This is a genomic window from Enterobacter sp. P82 (genome assembly GCF_037053385.1).
GTDB lineage: Bacteria > Pseudomonadota > Gammaproteobacteria > Enterobacterales > Enterobacteriaceae > Enterobacter.
The window spans coordinates 814,065-833,196 of sequence record NZ_JBALHX010000001.1; the positions used below are offsets into that span (position 1 = coordinate 814,065).

18 protein-coding genes are annotated in these 19,132 nt (G+C 54.3%); all 18 read left to right on the forward strand.

The window, feature by feature from the left end:
• The first annotated feature begins 24 nt into the window (after nt 1-24).
• The 18 genes from tssK to tssE all read left to right on the forward strand — a co-directional run bounded on the left by tssK (nt 25) and on the right by tssE (nt 19,131).
• Complete coding sequence (gene tssK, locus WB237_RS03790) at nt 25-1,368, forward strand: type VI secretion system baseplate subunit TssK (protein WP_114976953.1); 1,344 nt, start codon at nt 25-27, stop codon at nt 1,366-1,368.
• 17 nt (nt 1,369-1,385) lie between these two features.
• Nucleotides 1,386-2,624: a DotU family type VI secretion system protein gene (locus WB237_RS03795; RefSeq protein WP_336210445.1), complete on the forward strand. Its 1,239-nt coding sequence runs from the start codon at nt 1,386-1,388 to the stop codon at nt 2,622-2,624.
• Nucleotides 2,625-2,626: 2 nt separating this feature from the next.
• Nucleotides 2,627-6,247: a type VI secretion system membrane subunit TssM gene (tssM, locus tag WB237_RS03800; protein ID WP_336210448.1), complete on the forward strand. Its 3,621-nt coding sequence runs from the start codon at nt 2,627-2,629 to the stop codon at nt 6,245-6,247.
• Nucleotides 6,248-6,263: 16 nt separating this feature from the next.
• Nucleotides 6,264-6,980 carry a type VI secretion system-associated protein TagF gene (gene tagF / locus WB237_RS03805; protein WP_336210451.1) on the forward strand — a complete coding sequence of 239 codons (717 nt, stop codon included), beginning with the start codon at nt 6,264-6,266 and terminating at the stop codon, nt 6,978-6,980.
• 11 nt (nt 6,981-6,991) lie between these two features.
• Nucleotides 6,992-8,008: a type VI secretion system protein TssA gene (gene tssA, locus WB237_RS03810; protein WP_336210455.1), complete on the forward strand. Its 1,017-nt coding sequence runs from the start codon at nt 6,992-6,994 to the stop codon at nt 8,006-8,008.
• Between the two features lie 75 nt (nt 8,009-8,083).
• Nucleotides 8,084-8,608 carry a type VI secretion system contractile sheath small subunit gene (gene tssB / locus WB237_RS03815; RefSeq protein ID WP_008502644.1) on the forward strand — a complete coding sequence of 175 codons (525 nt, stop codon included), beginning with the start codon at nt 8,084-8,086 and terminating at the stop codon, nt 8,606-8,608.
• A 3-nt stretch (nt 8,609-8,611) separates the two neighbouring features.
• Complete coding sequence (tssC, locus tag WB237_RS03820; RefSeq protein ID WP_028018712.1) at nt 8,612-10,111, forward strand: type VI secretion system contractile sheath large subunit; 1,500 nt, start codon at nt 8,612-8,614, stop codon at nt 10,109-10,111.
• Nucleotides 10,112-10,448: 337 nt separating this feature from the next.
• A complete protein-coding gene (locus WB237_RS03825) occupies nt 10,449-10,868 on the forward strand; it encodes a T6SS amidase immunity protein Tai4 family protein (RefSeq protein ID WP_336210462.1) in 420 nt (139 codons plus the stop codon).
• A gap of 180 nt (nt 10,869-11,048) precedes the next feature.
• Nucleotides 11,049-11,531, forward strand: coding sequence for an Hcp family type VI secretion system effector (locus WB237_RS03830; RefSeq protein ID WP_008502640.1), 483 nt, complete (start codon nt 11,049-11,051; stop codon nt 11,529-11,531).
• A 57-nt stretch (nt 11,532-11,588) separates the two neighbouring features.
• Nucleotides 11,589-12,131 (forward strand): hypothetical protein, encoded by a 543-nt coding sequence (locus tag WB237_RS03835; RefSeq protein ID WP_336210467.1) that lies wholly within the window; start codon nt 11,589-11,591, stop codon nt 12,129-12,131.
• Nucleotides 12,122-12,529, forward strand: coding sequence for a putative T6SS immunity periplasmic lipoprotein (locus WB237_RS03840; RefSeq protein WP_336210470.1), 408 nt, complete (start codon nt 12,122-12,124; stop codon nt 12,527-12,529). Before WB237_RS03835 ends, WB237_RS03840 begins: the two co-directional genes overlap by 10 nt.
• Before the next feature lie 221 nt (nt 12,530-12,750).
• Entirely contained in the window at nt 12,751-13,158 is a 408-nt protein-coding gene (locus tag WB237_RS03845) for a hypothetical protein (protein ID WP_442892500.1), read from the forward strand.
• 528 nt (nt 13,159-13,686) lie between these two features.
• Nucleotides 13,687-14,067 carry a hypothetical protein gene (locus tag WB237_RS03850; protein WP_336210475.1) on the forward strand — a complete coding sequence of 127 codons (381 nt, stop codon included), beginning with the start codon at nt 13,687-13,689 and terminating at the stop codon, nt 14,065-14,067.
• A gap of 122 nt (nt 14,068-14,189) precedes the next feature.
• Complete coding sequence (gene tagH / locus WB237_RS03855) at nt 14,190-15,944, forward strand: type VI secretion system-associated FHA domain protein TagH (protein ID WP_336210476.1); 1,755 nt, start codon at nt 14,190-14,192, stop codon at nt 15,942-15,944.
• Complete coding sequence (locus tag WB237_RS03860) at nt 15,941-16,738, forward strand: PP2C family protein-serine/threonine phosphatase (RefSeq protein WP_028018718.1); 798 nt, start codon at nt 15,941-15,943, stop codon at nt 16,736-16,738. The genes tagH and WB237_RS03860 overlap by 4 nt, the downstream gene beginning before the upstream one ends.
• A 16-nt stretch (nt 16,739-16,754) precedes the next feature.
• Nucleotides 16,755-17,753, forward strand: a complete 999-nt coding sequence (locus WB237_RS03865; RefSeq protein WP_336210479.1) for a hypothetical protein — start codon at nt 16,755-16,757, stop codon at nt 17,751-17,753.
• 9 nt (nt 17,754-17,762) lie between these two features.
• Complete coding sequence (locus tag WB237_RS03870) at nt 17,763-18,575, forward strand: type VI secretion system accessory protein TagJ (RefSeq protein WP_336210481.1); 813 nt, start codon at nt 17,763-17,765, stop codon at nt 18,573-18,575.
• The gene (gene tssE / locus WB237_RS03875; protein WP_028018721.1) at nt 18,568-19,131 is read left to right on the forward strand and encodes a type VI secretion system baseplate subunit TssE; all 564 of its coding nucleotides are present in this window, start codon (nt 18,568-18,570) and stop codon (nt 19,129-19,131) included. Before WB237_RS03870 ends, tssE begins: the two co-directional genes overlap by 8 nt.
• Nucleotide 19,132: the final 1 nt, after the last annotated feature.

Here is a 19,132-nt window from a genome sequence, read left to right on the forward strand (position 1 = left end):
CTTTAAAACAGGAAACACATCATCATGACGAAAGCAGAAAAGGTCGTCTGGACCGAAGGCATGTTCCTGCGTCCACACCATTTTCAGCGGACTGAAAGTTATCTGCTCAACCATGTTCGTGAATGGGGTGCGCTACAGCGGTCATATCTCTGGGGCTTTCTTGATGTTGAACTCGATGAAGCAATGCTTCGTCAGGGTTGCATTGCCCTGAGCTACTGCAGTGGATTGCTGCCGGACGGTACCTTTTTCCAGGTGCGTAACGGGCGCAACGGTCCCGCTCCGCTGAAAATCCCGGACAACCTCACCAATGAAAAGGTGGTGCTTGCACTGCCGGTTCGCCGTGGCGAGAGAGAAGAGGTGATTTTTAGCGAAGAGCAGGCCTCTCTGGCGCGCTTCATCGCTTTCGAGCAAGAGGTAGAAGACGATAACGCCATGTCGGTTGGGGATGCCACTGTCCAGTTTGGCCGTCTGCGTCTGACCCTGATGCTGGAAAAAGATCTGACAGCAGAATGGACTGCCATCGGCGTGGCGGTGGTAACCGAGAAACGTAACGATAACCTCGTGCGACTCGATAACAGCTACATTCCGCCGATGCTGAACGCCAATAACAGCCCGCAGATCTACAGCATGATCAACGATCTTCACGGCTTACTGGTGCAGCGCAGTCAGCAGATTGGCGGTCGTCTGCGTCAGCCTGGCCGCTTTAACACCTCTGAACTGATCGAATTTACGCTGTTGTCGCTGGTGAACCGCCATCTGGGTGAAGTATCTCACTTAAAAACGCTGCCGTTGCTACACCCGGAAACGCTCTGGCGTAGCTGGCTACCGTTTGCGACCGAACTTGCCACCTGGACCTCGCAACGTCACGCCGAAAACATTCTGCCGATTTACGATCATGACGATCTCGCGAACTGCTTCAGCAAGTTGATGCTGATGTTACGTCAGGGGCTGTCGCTGGTGATGGAAGATCACGCGATTCAGTTGCCGCTTAACGAGCGCTCCCACGGTCTGAACATCGCCACGGTGCCTGAAACCAGCATGGTGCGCGAGTTTGGCTTCGTACTGGCGGTAAAAGCCAGTGTGCCGGGCGAACACCTGCAAACTCATTTCCCTGCTCAGATGAAGATCGCGCCGGTGTCGAAAATCCGCGATCTGGTCCAGTTGCAACTGCCTGGCATTATGCTGCGCGCCATGCCGGTTGCGCCACCGCAGATCCCATGGCATGCGGGCTACAGCTACTTTGAGCTGGAGAAAGGCAGTGAGCTGTGGCACGAGATGGATAAGTCCGGTGCATTTGCCCTGCATCTTGCAGGGGAATTCCCGGGACTGGATATGGAGTTTTGGGCCATCCGTAGCCCGACAGAATAATATAGCGAGCGCTAAATATGCAGGAACGACAGGATACCGGCAGTGATGCCGCGATTACCGGAGCCAGTAGTAACAATCCGCTGGTGGCGGCCGCTAATCCGCTGCTCAATGCGATTCCGCAGATCCGTCATTCGGTGTCTCATGACGATCAGGTGGCATTACGCCAGCGTCTGATCGATGAAATTCGCCGTTTCGAAGTCCGCTGTCAGCAGGCTGGCCTCGCCTATGAGGTGATCGTCGGGGCGCGTTACTGCCTGTGTACGGCACTGGATGAAGCGGCTGCACTGACCCCCTGGGGCAGTAGTGGCGTCTGGTCAAGCAACGGCCTGCTGGTGACGTTCCATAACGAAACCTGGGGCGGTGAAAAGTTCTTCCAGTTGCTGGCGCGTCTGTCGCAGAACCCACGCGAACATATTCTGCTGCTGGAGATGATCAACTACTGTCTGCTGCTCGGCTTCGAAGGGCGTTATCGGGTGCTGGATAATGGCCGCACCCAGCTCGAGACGATCAAGCAGCGACTCTGGCAGATGATCCGTGGCGTACGTGGCAGCTATCCGCCACCGCTTTCTCCCCATCCGGAAGATCGTCCGGTGCTGCGCAAACTGTGGCGCCCGATGGTACCACTCTGGGCCTGCGTAGCCCTGGTCGGGTTTATCGCCTGTCTGTTTTATATCGTGCTTAACTGGCGTCTTGGCGATAACACCAACCCGGTGCTGGCGAAGATTTACCAGTCCCAGCTGCCGGAAACCACCATCCAGCAGCCTGCCCGTCAGCTACCTGCGGTGTTAAACCTGCGCGGCTTCCTGAAGCCTGAAATCGAGGCGGGTCTGGTCGCGGTGAAAGACGAAGCGGACCGCAGCGCCGTGATCCTGAAAGGTGACGGACTGTTTGCCTCTGCCTCCACCGTTGTGCGTGACCGCTATGAACCGGTGATCAACCGTATAGCGCAGGCAATGAATAACGTCAGCGGCAAAATTCTGGTGGTGGGCTACAGCGACAACGTGCCGATTCGCAGCGCGCGCTTCGCCTCTAACTATGAACTTTCTCTGGAACGTGCCCGGTCTGTACAGAACATGCTGCAGGGAAGCCTCTCCCGGCCTGATCGTGTGAAAGCGGAAGGGCGGGGCGAAATTAACCCGGTAGCGCCAAACGATACGCCTGAAAACCGCGCCCGTAACCGCCGTGTGGAAATTACTCTGCTGGTGTCGCCTGAGAATACACAGGCTGAGCTGAACGGATTGCCGCAAGGAAACTAAGGATGCTGACTACACTTCTTTCCATTTTGACCAACCGCATTCTGTGGAGCTTCCTCGGCGTAACGGCGCTTGCGGCGGTGATCTGGATGATCGGTCCACTGTTGTCCATCGTGGACACCCGACCGCTCGAGTCTGAACAAAACCGCATCATCAGCATCGCTGTGGTCTATCTGCTCTGGGCGCAAGGCCACATCCTGCCGCGGTTGTACAATGCCTGGCTGAACCGCAAGCTGATGGACAAGCTCAATGAGAACACGAGCAAAGCGGAAGCCGCGGATCCGCAGAAACGACTGAACAGCGAGGAGCAGATCCTCGCCAGCCGTTTTGATGAAGCCGCGCAGATGCTGAAAAAAGCGCACTTCAGCAAAGCGGGGCAGAGTGCCCAGTGGACGCAGCGCTTCAGCACGCAATATCTGTATCAACTGCCGTGGTACGTCATTATTGGTGCACCGGGTTCCGGTAAAACCACGGCGCTGGTCAATTCCGGGCTGCAGTTCCCACTGGCCGATCGTTTCGGTAAGACTGCGCTGCGGGGTATAGGTGGCACACGTAACTGCGACTGGTGGTTCACTAACGAGGCGGTGCTGCTGGATACGGCGGGTCGCTATACCACCCAGGAGAGCGAGCAGGTACAGGATGCCGGAGAATGGCTGGAATTCATGGGGTTACTGCGTAAGTATCGCCGCCGCCAGCCGATCAACGGTGTCATCATCACTATCAGCATTTCTGACCTGCTCACCCAGTCTGCCGAGGCGTCCCGCCAGCAGGCGGTGAATCTGCGTCAGCGTCTGTCTGAGCTGCATGAACAACTGGGCATTCGCTTCCCGGTGTACGTGATGGTAACCAAGGCTGATCTGCTTAAAGGCTTCCGTGCATGGTTTGCCGACTACGACAAAGCCCAGCGCGATCAGATCTGGGGCTTTACGCTGCCGTGGGAGCAAACCAGACACGCCGATTACGACCTGATGGGCAACTTCCAGCAGGAGTTTTCTCTGTTACAACAGCGCCTGGATGCCGGGCTGCCGGAAACCATGCTGAAAGAGCATGATGCGAAAACCCGCGCCGAAGCCTATCTCTTCCCGCAGGAGTTTGCCGCGCTGCGTCCGCTGCTGGCGGACTACCTGAGCACGGTCTTCGCCCGTTCGAATTTCGAAACTGAGTTTTCCCCGCGCGGGATCTACTTCGCCAGCGGGACCCAGGAGGGCATGCCGTTCGACCGCGTGATGGGCGAACTGAACCGCGCGCTCTCTTTACCTGAAGGTGCCGAGGGCGATAGCTGGGATGCAGTCAGCAAAGAGGCACCCATTCCCGGTGCGAAAGGCCAGAGCTTCTTCATCAAGAATCTGCTGCAAAACGTCATTTTCCAGGAAGCCGGTATTGCCGGAGAAAACCGCTGGTGGGAACTGCGCAACCGGGCGGTGATCTGGTCCGGCTATGCAGCACTGCTGTCTCTGCTGGTGATCCTCGGTGGGCTGTGGCTGACCAGCTACGCCAAAAACAAAGCGTATCTGGAAGAGGTCGATGCGAAGGTGCCGCTGCTGGATCAGCAGAGCAAAGCGTTACAGAATCAGCCTCAGCGTGATCTGTTTGATCTGCTGCCGCTGCTCAATGGTCTGGTGGATCTGCCGAAGAGTGACGCGTTTGATGTAAACGATCCGCCAGTATCCCGCCGTATGGGGCTTTATCGTGGGGATGACGTCAGTGATGCATCGCAGTCTCTGTACCAGAAAGCGCTGGATCAAATGCTGCTGCCTGCCGTCGCCATGCACATCACCACCTGGCTTCGTAACGACAACGGTAGCGATACGGAATACAGCTATGAAGCGTTAAAAGCCTATCAGATGCTGTATCAGCCGAAACACTACGACGGTAAATTCCTGCATTCGTGGGTGATGCTCAATCTGCAGCGCAACCTGCCGCAAAACGTGACGAAGGCACAGCTACAACAGCTTGAATGGCATCTGACCCAGTTGCTGGAGCCGAAAATTCAGGCCTCCCCGTACGCCCAGGACGAATCTCTGGTTACCCGCGAAAGAGCGCTGATCAACCAGCAGCCGCTCTCCACCCGCGTGTATGGTCGTCTGAAGCGTCTGCTGGAGCATGATGAAAATCTGAAGCCGGTGTCTCTTACCGACCTGGGAGGACCGCAGAGCGAACTGGTATTTTCACGTAAAAGTGGCAAACCAGTGAGTGAGGGTGTGCCGGGGCTCTATACTCCGGACGGCTACTGGAAAAGCTTTAACGGCCAGATTAACAGTGTGACCACCGCCCTGCATGAGGACGACGCCTGGGTTCTGGGCGCTGCCATGGCGCCGGAAGATAAACAGCAGATCGATAACGACGTGCGCCAGCTCTACATGCGTGACTTTATCGCGAACTGGGATCCCTGGCTCGCCGACATTCAGCTTAACAACAGTGCCGACCTTTCTCAGCGCATCAACACCGCGCGTCTGCTTTCTGGCACAAACTCACCACTGCGCCGTCTGGTGCTGAGCCTGAGTCAGGTACTGACGCTGTCTCGTGATGTACCAGCAGTAGACAATGCCGGTAAAGCACAAGATCAAAGCAACCGCGCTACCCGCACGCTGGAAACGCTGTTCAGCAATAACAACTCTGCTCCGTCACAAGCTGCCGTTGTCGCTCAGTCACCGGAACAACTGGTTACCGATCACTACGCCCCGCTGATTGAGCTGGCGCAACCGCTGGAGAAGGGCGGTAAGACTATCGTCTTTGATGACTTTCTTAAGCAGGTGGACGAGCTTTACCGTTACCTGACCGCCGTCCAGGACGCCGCCAACAGCGGTATGCCGGCACCGGGTGGTGAGGCGATCAGCCGTCTGCAGGCCAGCGCCGGTCGTCTGCCGGGTGGGCTGCAAACCATGTTCAGCAACATGGCGGTGGGAGCCAGCAGCGATACCCAGCGCCGAGATCTGGACAATGTGCGTAAGCGGATCAATGTCGAAGTGGGTGGATTCTGTCGTCAGGCGATTGCCGGTCGCTACCCGCTGGTGCGCAGCGCCAGCACCGAGGTCACTCCTGACGATCTCGCGCGTATGTTTGCGCCGGGAACCGGGCTGATGGATACCTTCTTCCGCGACAACCTGACCAATAAAGTGGATACCACCCAGGCAAACTGGCGCTTTATGCCGGGCATCGACGGTAAAACGCTGCCAGGAAGTGAAGGTCTGCTGAGACCGTTCCAGCAGGCCCAGTCGATCCGTGATGCCTTCTTTGCAAACGGTGCCACGACCCCGTCTTTCAAAGTGACGGTCCGCACCGTCCGAATGGATAACACCATTCTTAACCTGACGCTGGACGTTGATGGCCAGCAACTGCGCTACAGCCATGGTCCTCAGGCGGTGCAGATTATGAACTGGCCAGGACCGGGTGGTACCAATCAGGTACGTATGCAACTGGGGCTGGCGAATGGCAGTACGGCGACGCTGGTGACCAACGGTGCCTGGGCGCTAAACCGCTTTTTCGATAAAGCGAGCACCAGCCCGGGAGCAGGTAGTCTGAGCCGTCAGGCCACGTTCAACGTCGACGGACATCAGGTCACGCTGGAGTTTGCGCCAAACAGCATTCGCAACCCGTTCCAGCTTCCTCGTTTCTCATGCCCATAACCGCAAGGACAGCCGTATGACGAATACCTCTGCGATGAACCGCTACAGCTGGTATGGCAAGTTACCCAGCGCCGGAGATTTTTTGCAGCGTCGCTTTCCTGACACCCTACAGCGCCAGTGGTCACACTGGTTTCAGGTCGGCCTGCTGGCCTGGCAGCAGGAAGAGCAGCGCAGAGGAGAGCGCCAGTTCAACAAAGCACCGGTCTGGAATTTTGTTGTCCCCCCGATGCTGGGCAGCCAGATGATCCAGATGGGCTGTCTGCTGCCCGGCCGTGACAGTGTTGGTCGACAATACCCGGTTTGTATTCAACTGAGCTTCGCCCCGACAGAGTGGTCGACGAGCCTGCTCAGCCAGGCTGAAAGCTGGTATCAGCAGATTGGGCGCCTGGGTTTGCACGCAGTACGCAACAGTTTTTCCGCCTCGCAGCTGGATGAGATGCTGATGACCATTCCGGCGCCGCAGCCTGTCGAGCCGCAAAAGCGTTCTGACATCCTTGATGTGATTGGTTATGACGAGGACGGTCAGAACACGCTGGGCTGGCCCCAGGCCGCGGAGTGCTTTGATCCGCTGCGCCAGACCAGCTACTGGTGGACTAACCGCTGCGATGGTTATCCGCTGTACACCCATGTGCACAGCGGTAACTTTACCGGGCAGCTTTTCACTCTGCTGTTCGACCCTGCAGGGGGCGCCCGCCCGGGCCGTCACGGTCTCTATCCGCCCATGTTTGAATAAGCAGGGAACTCATGAATATCGAAGAATTTCTCGCGCCAATAAACCCCGACAAGCCCTGCGGCGAAAACCTGGAGTACGACGCCGACTTCCAGATCATGAATCAGGCCAGTCAGGGGAAAGCGGAACAGCAGTTTGGCGACACCATTATCCCCGCAGAGCCTGCTGACTGGAACACGGTGGAAAAGTTCGCCACCAGCCTGCTGACCCGCACCAAAGATCTTCGCGTACTGCTGGCACTCACGCATGCCTGGACCCGCCGTCGCGGTCTGGCAGGTTACGCAGACGGGTTATTACTGGTGCAGGAGGCTATCAGTCGTTACTGGGAGCCGCTTTATCCGCTGCTGGAAGAGTATGGCGAAACTGATCCGTTCTATCGCATTAACGCTCTGGCCGCGCTGAGCGATAAATCTGACCTCACCGTCGCCGTGCGTAACGCTTCGCTGCTGCGTTCAAACGGCGATGAAATTTCGCTCCGGGATGCCCAGGCGCTGCTGGATGGCAGCAAGACCGAATGTCCGGATTATCCGGGTGGCCGTCCACGACTGATTGACGAACTGGCTCGCGGCGACCAGCCAGGTACCGCCGCGGTTATCGTCGTTCACGAACGACTGCAGGCGATTCGCGAGCTTCTCACCGGGCATCTCGGTGAAAGCGGCGTACCCGAAATGGAGCAGTTGCTGAAAACCGTGGGGCTGGTCGCCGGAGCTTGTCAGGTGACCGACATCAGCAAGTTGCTGCCAAACCGTGAAGCGCAGGCTGAACAACATACTGAGCAGCAACAGGTGGCAGCGCAGCCTGTTCAACAAGTCACCGACTGGCGCAGTGTGCAGGTCACCAGCCGCGCCGACGCGCAGCTGATGCTGGAAAAAGCGAAGCAGTATTTTGCGCAGTACGAACCGAGCCACCCGGCACCGCTGATGATTGAACGGGTACAGCGGCTGTCAGAACTCAACTTTATGGACATTATTCGCGACCTGGCGCCGGACGGCGTTAACCAACTGGAAAACATCTTTGGACGCCGAGAATAACGCGTCCAGGTATTATGGCGACAGGCATGGAGCCTGCCGTTTCAACTTCACCGCGCATCTTTGATGGAGAACATCATGGCAATGAGTAACAGTGGGCAGAAATTCATCGCACGTAACCGTGCCCCCCGCGTGCAGATTGAGTACGACGTAGAGATCTACGGTGCAGAACGTAAAATTCAGCTGCCGTTTGTGATGGGCGTCATGGCCGATCTGGTCGGCAAACCGGTAGAAAACCTGCCGGCCGTCGACGAGCGTAAATTCCTCGAAATCGACATCGACAACTTTGACGAACGCATGAAGGCACTTAAGCCGCGTGTGGCGTTCCAGGTGGATAACACCCTGACCGGCGAAGGTAAGCTCAATGTCGATCTGACCTTCGACAGCATGGACGACTTCCTGCCAGATGCAGTGGCACGTAAGGTTGAACCGCTGAACAAGCTGCTGGAAGCCCGTACACAGCTCTCTAACCTGCTGACCTACATGGACGGCAAAAACGGTGCAGAAGAGCTGATCGCGAAAATTCTCCAGGATCCGACGCTGCTCAAATCCCTGAGCCAGTTGCCGAAAAATGACGAAAGTGCGAAAGGTAGCGAGGAATAATCGATGAGCAACCAGACTCAACAACATGAGCAGCAGGCGGGTCAGGCGTTCAGCCAGGATGAATTCAGCGCGCTGCTGAACAAAGAGTTCCGCCCGAAAACCGATCAGGCGCGTTCCGCTGTAGAAAGCGCGGTCAAAACCCTGGCGCAGCAGGCGCTGGAAAATACCGTCACCTTCTCGAACGACACCTATCGCACCATCCAGAACCTGATTGCCGGTATCGATGAGCAGCTGTCGCAGCAGGTGAACCAGATCATTCACCACGACGAGTTTCAGAAACTGGAAAGCGCCTGGCGCGGTCTGAGCTACCTGGTGAACAACACTGAAACCGACGAGATGCTGAAGATCCGCTTTATGAGCATCTCAAAGCAGGAGCTGGGCCGCACCCTGAAACGCTATAAAGGCGTGGGCTGGGACCAGAGCCCGATCTTCAAGAAAATCTACGAGCAGGAGTACGGCCAGTTTGGTGGTGAGCCGTTTGGCTGCATCGTCGGTGACTACTACTTCGACCACAGTCCGCAGGACGTTGAGCTGCTGGGTGAAATGGCGCGCATCGGCTCTGCGGCACACTGTCCGTTTATCACCGGTACCGCACCGGGCGTGATGCAGATGGAATCCTGGCAGGAACTGGCTAACCCGCGCGACCTGACCAAGATCTTCCAGAACACCGAATACGCCGCCTGGCGTTCACTGCGTGAATCCGAAGATGCCCGCTATCTGGGTCTGGTGATGCCACGCTTCCTGTCACGTCTGCCGTACGGCATTCGCACTAATCCGGTCGACAGCTTTGACTTTGAAGAGCAGACCGACGGCGCGAACCACAACAGCTACTCCTGGGCGAACGCGGCGTATGCGATGGCTGCCAACATCAACCGCTCTTTCAAAGAGTACGGCTGGTGCACCTCGATTCGCGGCGTGGAGTCTGGTGGGGCGGTAGAAAACCTGCCATGCCACACCTTCCCGAGCGATGACGGCGGCGTGGATATGAAATGCCCGACTGAGATCGCTATCAGCGACCGTCGCGAAGCCGAGCTGGCGAAAAACGGCTTTATGCCGCTGGTTCACCGCAAAAACTCCGACTTTGCGGCATTCATTGGCGCGCAGTCGCTGCAGAAACCGGCGGAGTACCATGACCCGGATGCCACCGCCAACGCGCGTCTGGCCTCTCGCCTACCGTACCTGTTCGCCTGCTGCCGTTTTGCGCACTACCTGAAGTGCATCGTGCGCGACAAAATCGGCTCCTTCCGCGAGCGCGAGGAGATGGAACGCTGGCTGAACGACTGGGTCATGAACTACGTCGACGGTGACCCGGCTAACTCCTCCCAGGAGACCAAATCCCGCAAACCGCTGGCGGCTGCGGAAGTGCAGGTGCAGGAAATCGAAGACAACCCGGGCTACTACGCCGCGAAGTTCTTCCTGCGTCCACACTACCAGCTGGAGGGTCTGACTGTGTCCCTGCGTCTGGTGTCTAAACTGCCGTCGCTGAAGACGAAAGACGCGTGATGATGATTGCCGGCCCATTGGGCCGGCAACTTTTCGGTTAATACGAGATAGCTAATGAATTTGACTGTGAAAGCGTTAATACGAAAATTCATCAGCTATTTAATGGTTTATGCGTTGTTAATTATTTCATTCATGCTGTTTGTGACGGTATCCGGCTACTATCTGTTTATCTTTGACTGACCGGAAGATATACCCCGAATCGCAATGCATGGGTTCTTATGTGCTGGACTTAATTCACTAGCGATAGGGATATACGTTGTTGCAGAGAAATGGAAAGAGAGAAGTTAGTGCCTCACGCTGGCAGATGCGCTACTGAGCATATGGCAAAGGATATAAGGTGAAACATTTCTGTTTTTTCCTCGCATTTATGACTTTTTATGTGTGTGCTGGAAATAACTATCCTGATTTTTATCAGCAGCAAACATACCGACAGGTTTTAAAAGATTTAGTTCTGGCGCGCTGTCTTGCGCAGGTCGCAGATAAAGGCAGCCAGTTTTCTGCTGATGCGGCCCGAAGTGCGAGTGCATTTATTGAGTGGATACCTTTTGATGCCGAAAATGGCACGGATAAAGTGGATGCCCTCATTGGGAAATATAAAAACCAAATTAATGGTTTTCATTCAGAGCGAAAACCCGATGCCAACGGCGTAACCTTAAACTGTTTACGTCTTTATCATAGCGACGAACTGAATAAACTGGTTCCGCAGGTTATCATTGGCGATCCTGATCGTACCTGGATTCAGGATAACCTAGAGTAGTAAAAGACTTCACATTCTTTCCGTTCATTCAGGGGGAGTGTAAGACTGTCAAATGACATGAGTCGTTTGATATGAGGCAGAGGTAAAATATGGACGGTTTTATTCAGCCCCATGCTTTCCTGTTTGCCATATAAGTGCTTTTTCGAAAGCAATATTGTTCATCCACGAAGAGTAGATATTATGGCTATTGATATGTTTCTGAAGGTCGAGGGTGTTACGGGCGAATCTAAAGATTCTAACCACACCGGCTGGACTGATATTACCTCCTTCTCCTGGGGCGCTTCCCAGCCAGGTAATATGAGCGTCGGCGGTGGCGGCGGTGCCGGTAAAGTTAACTTTAACGATCTGCACGTTAACGCTCTGATTGACAAATCCACTACAGCAATCCTGAAACACTGCGCCAGCGGTAAACACCTGACCAAAGTTGAGCTGTCCGTCTGTAAAGCCGGTGGCCAGCAGGTAGAATACTCCCGCATCACACTGGAAGACGTTCTGGTAACGTCTGTTCAGTACACCGGTGCAGATAACGGCGATACCGTTGGTGTGACCTATGCATTCCAGGCTGCGAAAGTGAAACAGCAGTACTGGGAGCAGACCACTTCCGGTGGTAAAGGTGCTGAAAGCAGCGCTGGCTGGAACATCAAAGAGAATAAAGAAGCGTAATAGCAAATATGGCCGGGGAGTTTTCCCCGGTCATTATCAATCGGGAAGGAAGATAGCATGGCAAGTTTGCAGGAAGGAGGCACCCGTCCTCTCACCATTGGCGAAATAGCACTGGCGCGATCGGTTTTTGGTGACGCAATAAAGTATTCTGAAGTTAAAGTCCATAATAAAAGCTATTTGCCATTTAATATGCAGTCCACAGATGTCGCGATGACCCCCAATGGTGAGCTCTATTTTCGCGAGCCGCATTATCGGGATGACTTTTCTATAGAGGTTCCGCGATATAAACACTGGTTTATTCATGAGATGGTGCATGTGTTGCAGCATCAGATTGGAATGAATGTTCGAACCCGAGGAGCATTCAGTTGGGCAGCAAGTTATAATTATTCTCTTCCCCCCGATAAAAAACTATCGGACTTTGGTATGGAGCAGCAGGCTTCTATCATTTCAGATTTTTATTATCTAATAAATTACGGTCTGGGTGATTTCCGAAATATTGCAGGGTTTGAGGGGATTATCGGACCCGACCTGAAGGATAAATACCTGCAGGTATTATCATTATTTATTCAAAAACCTAAAGACCGGCGGGTATGGCTATGAAACAGTTACTCAGCGTTGTGGCAATCGCATTAACGGTGAGTGCCTGTGTGTCTCATCCGGCACAATATCAGTCGCTTTCGGTTACGCTAAAGAACAATGAACCTTGCTTTGCTATTCCCGCTAATGCCGGGTTAGACGCGCCTGTTACCAGCCATTCGCCCACGATAATGAAACGCGTGGGAAATGAATGGAAAGCGATATCGCCGCCGTCAACGTTTAGTCCTGAGGTGACGTTAACGAACCAACAGTGTCACCAGTGGAAGGGAATTACGTGGCAAGCCGGAGAATATGATGTTGCCCTGAAGGTGTCAGGGAAAAACGATTCTATTCGCTATGCGGCCCGCTTCTCCTTACAAGAAGGTCCCTCAGGCCAGTTTAAGCTTACGCAGACTGAATAGGATGGGTTAACCCCAAACGTCGCCGTTCTCGCCCTGAGCGCGGCAGCGTTTGGGTGTAATTATATCGGTCGCTGCGAAGCAGATGTTAATTATATTCCCCGGGCACCACATCTGGTGTTATAGGACAATGACCGCACCATCTTGCCTTTGCAGATCACTGTTCGCGATGATGCTCAGGACGAATGTAGAGTCTGCAACCGTGGAATTAATTTATGGCGAAAATGGACTATTTACTATTTTTTCTTATTGTTGTGTTGTTTTTGATTGTTGTAGTTATGGATCTGTTCAGTTCTCGTTACTTCAAAAAACACGAGGCTGACTTTAATCTGCTACTTTCTGACTACCGACGCAAAGGATATGACCTGGATCTTGTAACAAACTACGCTTCTTTTTTTGGTTCGTTGGCCAATTATCAGAAAATAATCTGGTTTGTACGTCTTTATAAAGGCGTTAGAATGAAGTTCACTCATGAAAGGCTTGTGCAGGAAGAAGCTTATAAATACGTGCAGTCGTTGCCGGATGAAAGAATTGGCTGGATACTAAAGTTACATCGTCGTTATAAATTACAGGCATTAATATTCACTCTGTGGCTCATAGTTGGATTATATTTTATAACCTTTATTAAATAATTTTTTGATATTCTCTTTCTCAAACTATTCAGTGGGGAATGATGTGATTACCAATGATATTTTCTCCATTTTTTTTGATTTTTCTGTTTATTCTCTTTTTGACCCTGCCTGTTACTTTCTATATTGATTATCGAAAGCACTCAAGTGAAGTATTGAAAGTATATGATTCATTAACGCAGAATGGGTTATTAAGGAAAGAGGACTATCAACTTTGGGAAGGTTTGGGTTTCTGGGGTTTTGGTTTTCGTGTCACAATATTATCCAGACTGTTACGGGGCAGGGACATAAAACTAACCAATTCTCGAATGCTTCATTCCCATTCGTGCCATAACATTTTGTCCGATTCTGAACTCTCCTGGGTCTACTCTTATGACAAAAAAATAAAATTCACGGCGGCTGTTTTTATACTTCTTTTAGTCATGGCAAGTGTTGGTGGTGTATGAGCGCTTATTACCTATATGAATTTTTTTTGTGTTAATTATGCCGACGAAATTACACCATGTGATTGATTTTTTTTGGGGCGAGTAAATGCGCCTGATACTGCTTTCTTTTGTATTTTTAGGTTTGTTTATTTCTTTAGTTTTATACGTTTACTTTTATCGGAAACACTCTCAGGAGCTTAAAAAAGCATTTCACCTTCTGAGTGGTAAGCAATACTTAGATATAAATGATTATCTTTTTTATGAACAGCTTGGATTACCTGGCTTTGCTCATCGTGTATTCTTAATGAGAAAAATAATTGCGTGCAAGCCGATAAAATCAGGTGGCACTATGCAAATTTCTCCTGAAGCAGGAAGGTTAATACTTTCAATATACCGTTTACCGTGGATTACAACGTTTCATAAATTAACAGTTTTTGTCGTGTTTTTAATGTTATTGTTAATTGTGTTAGTTGTTACTGGGCGATAAAAGTACCGTTTCAAATGATGCTCAATATTTAAACTTACCTTTGCATTAACCCCCAAACGCCGCCGTTTTCACCCTCGAGAGCGGCAGCGTTTGAGCGCTAATCATACCAGCAGGAATACGCCATGCGATTCACGATTATTTCTACAAAACCTGGTCATCAGCCGCCACAAAGCAGCTGTGATTTTTACGCCCCGGGCGGCACCATTGGGCGCGGTACGGATAACAACCTGGTGTTGCCGGATAATGACCGCACTATCTCTCGTCTGCAGGCCATTGTTCACGTTGACGCCCAGGGTGAATGCCGCGTGACCAACCGTGGCAGCGTCACCCGCGTGGTATTAAATGACATTCCGCTGGAACGGGGGCGTCAGGTTGAACTGCAGGATGGCGACATTCTCGGTATTGATGACTACCGTCTCGAAGTGACCGAGCTGATCCACGACACGCAGCCCGTGAGCCGTATGGCGGCCAGCATGCAGCAGCAGGCACGTCCGACTGTCGCCCCTGCACCCGCTCCGCAACCGAAGCCTGTGAGTGCAGCCCCACGAGTGAAAGCTGAGCCGACAGCCGTGCCAACGGAAATCTGGGATAACCTGATGCAGGAGTTCTCTATCTCCGACAGTATCTCCAGCAACCGCACAAAACCGCAGCCTGCAGCATCGCACGATCCGTTCTCCCAGCCTGCGGCCCCGGAGCGTAACGCTGAAGATCCGCTGGCGATGTTCAACGACAGCGATCCTAAACTTGAGCGTAAGAATGTCGATCCGGACACGCTGTTCAGCGATGAAGCGTTGTTCAAAAAAGAGAGCATTTTCGATGACGTCACCCCGTCAACACTGGTGCCGCCGGTAGAGAGTAAACCCGCACCAGAAGAAGAGGCGACGGATGAACTCGATCCGCTGGCCCTGTTTGGTGGCAAGGCCAGTGCGCCAGCCGCGCGTAATGATGACCCACTCGGGCTGATGGGCGGCACACCGTTAACCCATCCGGATGAGATCATCGACAATAAGCCAGTGCCTGAACCTGAGCAGGAAGACAACGTGCTGGCTGATTCTCCGCTGTTTGCCCCTGAGCCGCAGGAAGCACCGCGTGCAGAAGAAGCGCCCGCGCGACCAGATTATGCAGGCTTCACGATGCCTACGCCGCAGGCTGTGACGCGCAGTAGCGCTCAGGCCCCTAAGGGCCGTCTGCGTATCGATCCGGTCAATAACACTGCCACCTCAACCGCCACGGTAAACAATGGTGAGAAAGGCGAGGTGCTGCAGGGCGAGCTGCTGGAGGCGCTGCTGGAAGGCATGGGCCTGAGTGAAATGCAGCCGGTGCCGCAGTTTGACCGTGAAAATATGCGTCAGCTGGGGCAGATTCTGGGCATGTTCTCTCAGGGAACCGTGGCGTTGCTCTCCTCGCGCTCCATCCTCAAGCGCGGCGTGAAAGCCGATATGACCATGGTGCTGGACGATGCCAACAACCCGTTCAAGCTGTTGCCGACCGGGAAAACCGTCCTGATCCAGATGTTCGGCACCCCGATGCCAGGCTTTATGCCGCCAACAAAATCCGTGCGCGACGCGCTGATTGATCTGCAGGCGCATCAGTTGGGTATGATCTCCGGTATCCGCGCCATTATTGCCGCGATGCTGCAGTCCTTTAACCCGGAACAGCTGGAAGAGCAGGCGAAGCAGAACGGCATGACCTCCCGTCTGGCGCTACCGGGCAGCCGCAAAGCCGCCCTGTGGGACTATTTTGTCCGCAGCTATGGCGAGACGGCCGGCGAGATTGAGGATGACTTCCATACCCTGTTCGGCGAAGCCTTCCTTCATGCGTATGACATGGAGGTGAATCAGTACAAAGACTCACAGAGCGGATCGGAAGACAAATGAATATCGCAACGGCTTCTCTCTCCCGCCAGGGGACGCGCGCCAGTAACCAGGATCAGACGGGAGAAACCATTGGGGAACGTTCAGCCTGCTTTGTCGTCTGTGACGGCATCGCTGGCCTGCCGGGTGGTGACGTCGCCGCTGAACTGGCCCGCAATAGCATTATCTCCCGCTTCGATGGCGACAAGCACCTCAACGCGCAGCATATACGCGACTACGTGAAAACGGCGAACCGCACCATTCTGAGTGAACAGCAGGCGGTACAGGATTATCGCCGGATGGGCACGACGCTGGTCAGCCTGTTTATTGACAGGGATTACGGCCTGGCGTACTGGGCGCACGCCGGAGACAGCCGCCTGTATCTGTTTCGCCGTGGATGGTTGTGGCATGTCACCACCGACCACAGCCTGGTGCAACAGATGAAAGATGCCGGACACCAGACCGACAACCTGAACAGCAATCTGCTGTATCTGGCGCTGGGGATTGAAAACGGTGGACCGGAAGCGAGCTATAGCGACGTGGTTCAGGTTGAAGACGGCGATGCCTTTTTACTCTGCACAGACGGTTTCTGGCATGGCGTCAGCGAAGAGCAGATGAAACAATCGCTACACATGGTCAACACGCCGCAAGAGTGGCTGACCTTAATGAACCAAATTATTCAAAAGAATGCCGAGCAGGAGGGGAATGCGCAGGATAACTATACCGCCCTGGCGGTATGGATGGGCAACCCTCAGGACACCACATTGCTGCACACACTCTCTGACGCAGCACAATTTCTTCCCTGCGGAACTGATTAGACACACAAGGAACGATATGAAACTTTGGCTATCGGGTTTGGCACTTCTGACGGTGGCTTCCACCGCGCAGGCTGAGAATTTCCGCATTGTGCAGTCACCTGCGCAGAAGCTGGATATCTGGATCGACAACATCAAAGACAACACGCCGCAGAGCTGGTGTAAGCCAGAGGTCGCCCTGCGTATTGTGGCGAATGGCAAGAAAGAGGTTTCCGTTCTGGAGAACTTTGTGCCACGTCTTGGTTCTCTGCTGGAACACCAGTGCAGCAAAGTGAATAAGCTCAACTGGACGCTTAATGATCCGGCGGGCACGACGCTGGCACAGGGCACAGCAGGTAAAGCACAGGATTGGGCGCTGGTGGTGAAACAGGCGCAGTCCGCCCCTGCAGCGACCGTAACCGCAACCCCTGCCAGCGGTGCGTTAGTACCGCCGGACCAGAATGTCGCCGCCCAAACTACCGCCGCCGACCGCACTCCGTGGCAGGAATTTACCCTTCAGGATGGTTGTCACCTGCGCACCTTCTGGGAAGGGGGCTCCTCAGCACCGGCGCTGTTTATTCCGGATACTGACACCACCCGCTGCGGTAACGGGAGCTGGCTGAGCGGACACGCCGTCATCTCACAGTTCCGTAACGGTGGACAGAAAGAGATGGCAGTGACGTACATTCATGGCTTCCCGGTAATGGGGCTGAATCAAAGCGCTAATCCTGAAAACGCGCTGATCACCTCCGTCAACAAAGAGCGCATGGTATTCAGCACCCCAAACAGCGACCAGAGCTGGATGATCCTGCCTTACGACAACACCCTCAATAGCTGGAAGAGTAACGGCACCGTAGCGGTGGAGATTTCCCGTGAAACCGCCAGCGACGATGCAAAACTGCAGGCGCGTATTGCGGCAGTGAAAAAAACCTGGAGCGCATGGGTTGCACCTGGCACCCCGGTAAATATCGTTCTGATTGATACCCTGCGTCCTCAATTGCGCGACCCGGCAGTTGGTGCGTGGCGCGCGGCGAATTAAGGAATGGCTATGAATACGCTCTATCAACACCTGGCAGGTGAGTCGCTCAACGATGCGCTGGCGCGTCTTGAAGCAGAGATCAAAGCCCGTCCGGCAGATGCCGATCTCCGCGCCGCGTTCGTGCAGTTTTTAACCCTCAGCGGCAACTGGACGCGTGCGCTGACCCAACTGAAAAGCTGGCTGGCGCTGAAGCCTCAGGCAAAGCCAACGGTTACGCTGCTGGAGCAGTCAATCCAGGGCGAGTTGCAACGTGCGCAGGTAATGGCGGGACAAGCGCGTCCGGCCATGCCTGAAACCCAGTGGCCGTGGCTGACCACGCTTGCTGCGGCGCTGAGCGAAGAAGGCGAACAAGCAGCGGTACTGCGTCTGGACGCCCTTGAACAGGCGCAGGCAAACCCGGGACACCTCACCCTCGAAAACGAGGAAACACAGACATTTGACTGGCTGATGGATGGTGATGCCCGTCTCGGTCCGGTGTGTGAAACCATTGTGAACGGTCGCTATTTCTGGCTGCCGTTTAGCGCCATCGCGGAGATCCGCTTCCAGGCCCCGGCCAGCGTCACCGATCTCGTCTGGCGTCATGCGCTGGTGCGCCTGACCGACGGTACGGAACAGGTGTGCCAGATCCCGGCGCGCTATCCTTTTACGGCCGATGCCTCTGATGCCATCAAGCTGGGGCGAACCACCGAATGGCGTCCGCTCGACGAGGATGGCACCCTTTACGAAGGGATGGGGCAGAAAGCCTGGCTGAGTGAACAAAGCGAAAGCCCGCTGCTGTCGCTGAACCTTGTGACGTTTGCAACGGACGGAGCCCATGAGTAATCCTGCGGGTGAGGGCGATCTGCTGCGCAGCGGCTGGCAAGCCCGTAGCAAGCAGGAGAAGGTGGGGGCGCGCGACAAAATGCAGCCCTCACTGCTGGATCGCCTCACCGATAACGACCCGGAAAAAAAACGCGAGTCGGCCAACAGCAATCTGATCACCCACGCTGCGCTGCGTCGCAATGTCCTGCGGGATCTGCAGTGGCTGTTTAACACCATTAACCATGATGCGTCCGGTGATTTGAGTGCATTGCCACACGTCAACCGCTCGGTGATCAACTTTGGTGTTGCGCCGCTGGCCGGGAAGCGCATGTCGGATATCGAATGGCACGACATTCAGCGCAAGCTCACTGAGGCCATCATCAATTTTGAACCACGTATTTTGCCGCAAGGGCTGCAGGTTCGCTGCGTATCGGATACCTCCTCGCTGGATCTGCACAACGTGCTGTCCATCGAAATTAAAGGGCGTTTGTGGTGTGTGCCATACCCGCTGGAGTTTCTGTTTCGCACCGATGTCGATCTGGAAAACGGCCATTTTGAACTGAAAGATGCGGGGTAAT

Bases quoted from the DNA above. Each gene is read 5' to 3' on its own strand.
- tagF (WP_336210451.1), top strand. From the start codon at position 6,264: ATGACGAATACCTCTGCGATGAACCGCTACAGCTGGTATGGCAAGTTA.
- WB237_RS03840 (WP_336210470.1), top strand. From the start codon at position 12,122: ATGGCTATGAAACAGTTACTCAGCGTTGTGGCAATCGCATTAACGGTG.
- WB237_RS03860 (WP_028018718.1), top strand. From the start codon at position 15,941: ATGAATATCGCAACGGCTTCTCTCTCCCGCCAGGGGACGCGCGCCAGT.
- WB237_RS03835 (WP_336210467.1), top strand. From the start codon at position 11,589: ATGGCAAGTTTGCAGGAAGGAGGCACCCGTCCTCTCACCATTGGCGAA.
- WB237_RS03865 (WP_336210479.1), top strand. From the start codon at position 16,755: ATGAAACTTTGGCTATCGGGTTTGGCACTTCTGACGGTGGCTTCCACC.
- tssK (WP_114976953.1), top strand. From the start codon at position 25: ATGACGAAAGCAGAAAAGGTCGTCTGGACCGAAGGCATGTTCCTGCGT.
- WB237_RS03830 (WP_008502640.1), top strand. From the start codon at position 11,049: ATGGCTATTGATATGTTTCTGAAGGTCGAGGGTGTTACGGGCGAATCT.
- WB237_RS03795 (WP_336210445.1), top strand. From the start codon at position 1,386: ATGCAGGAACGACAGGATACCGGCAGTGATGCCGCGATTACCGGAGCC.
- tssE (WP_028018721.1), top strand. From the start codon at position 18,568: ATGAGTAATCCTGCGGGTGAGGGCGATCTGCTGCGCAGCGGCTGGCAA.
- tagH (WP_336210476.1), top strand. From the start codon at position 14,190: ATGCGATTCACGATTATTTCTACAAAACCTGGTCATCAGCCGCCACAA.
- tssM (WP_336210448.1), top strand. From the start codon at position 2,627: ATGCTGACTACACTTCTTTCCATTTTGACCAACCGCATTCTGTGGAGC.
- tssA (WP_336210455.1), top strand. From the start codon at position 6,992: ATGAATATCGAAGAATTTCTCGCGCCAATAAACCCCGACAAGCCCTGC.
- tssB (WP_008502644.1), top strand. From the start codon at position 8,084: ATGGCAATGAGTAACAGTGGGCAGAAATTCATCGCACGTAACCGTGCC.
- WB237_RS03870 (WP_336210481.1), top strand. From the start codon at position 17,763: ATGAATACGCTCTATCAACACCTGGCAGGTGAGTCGCTCAACGATGCG.
- WB237_RS03850 (WP_336210475.1), top strand. From the start codon at position 13,687: ATGCGCCTGATACTGCTTTCTTTTGTATTTTTAGGTTTGTTTATTTCT.
- tssC (WP_028018712.1), top strand. From the start codon at position 8,612: ATGAGCAACCAGACTCAACAACATGAGCAGCAGGCGGGTCAGGCGTTC.
- WB237_RS03845 (WP_442892500.1), top strand. From the start codon at position 12,751: ATGGACTATTTACTATTTTTTCTTATTGTTGTGTTGTTTTTGATTGTT.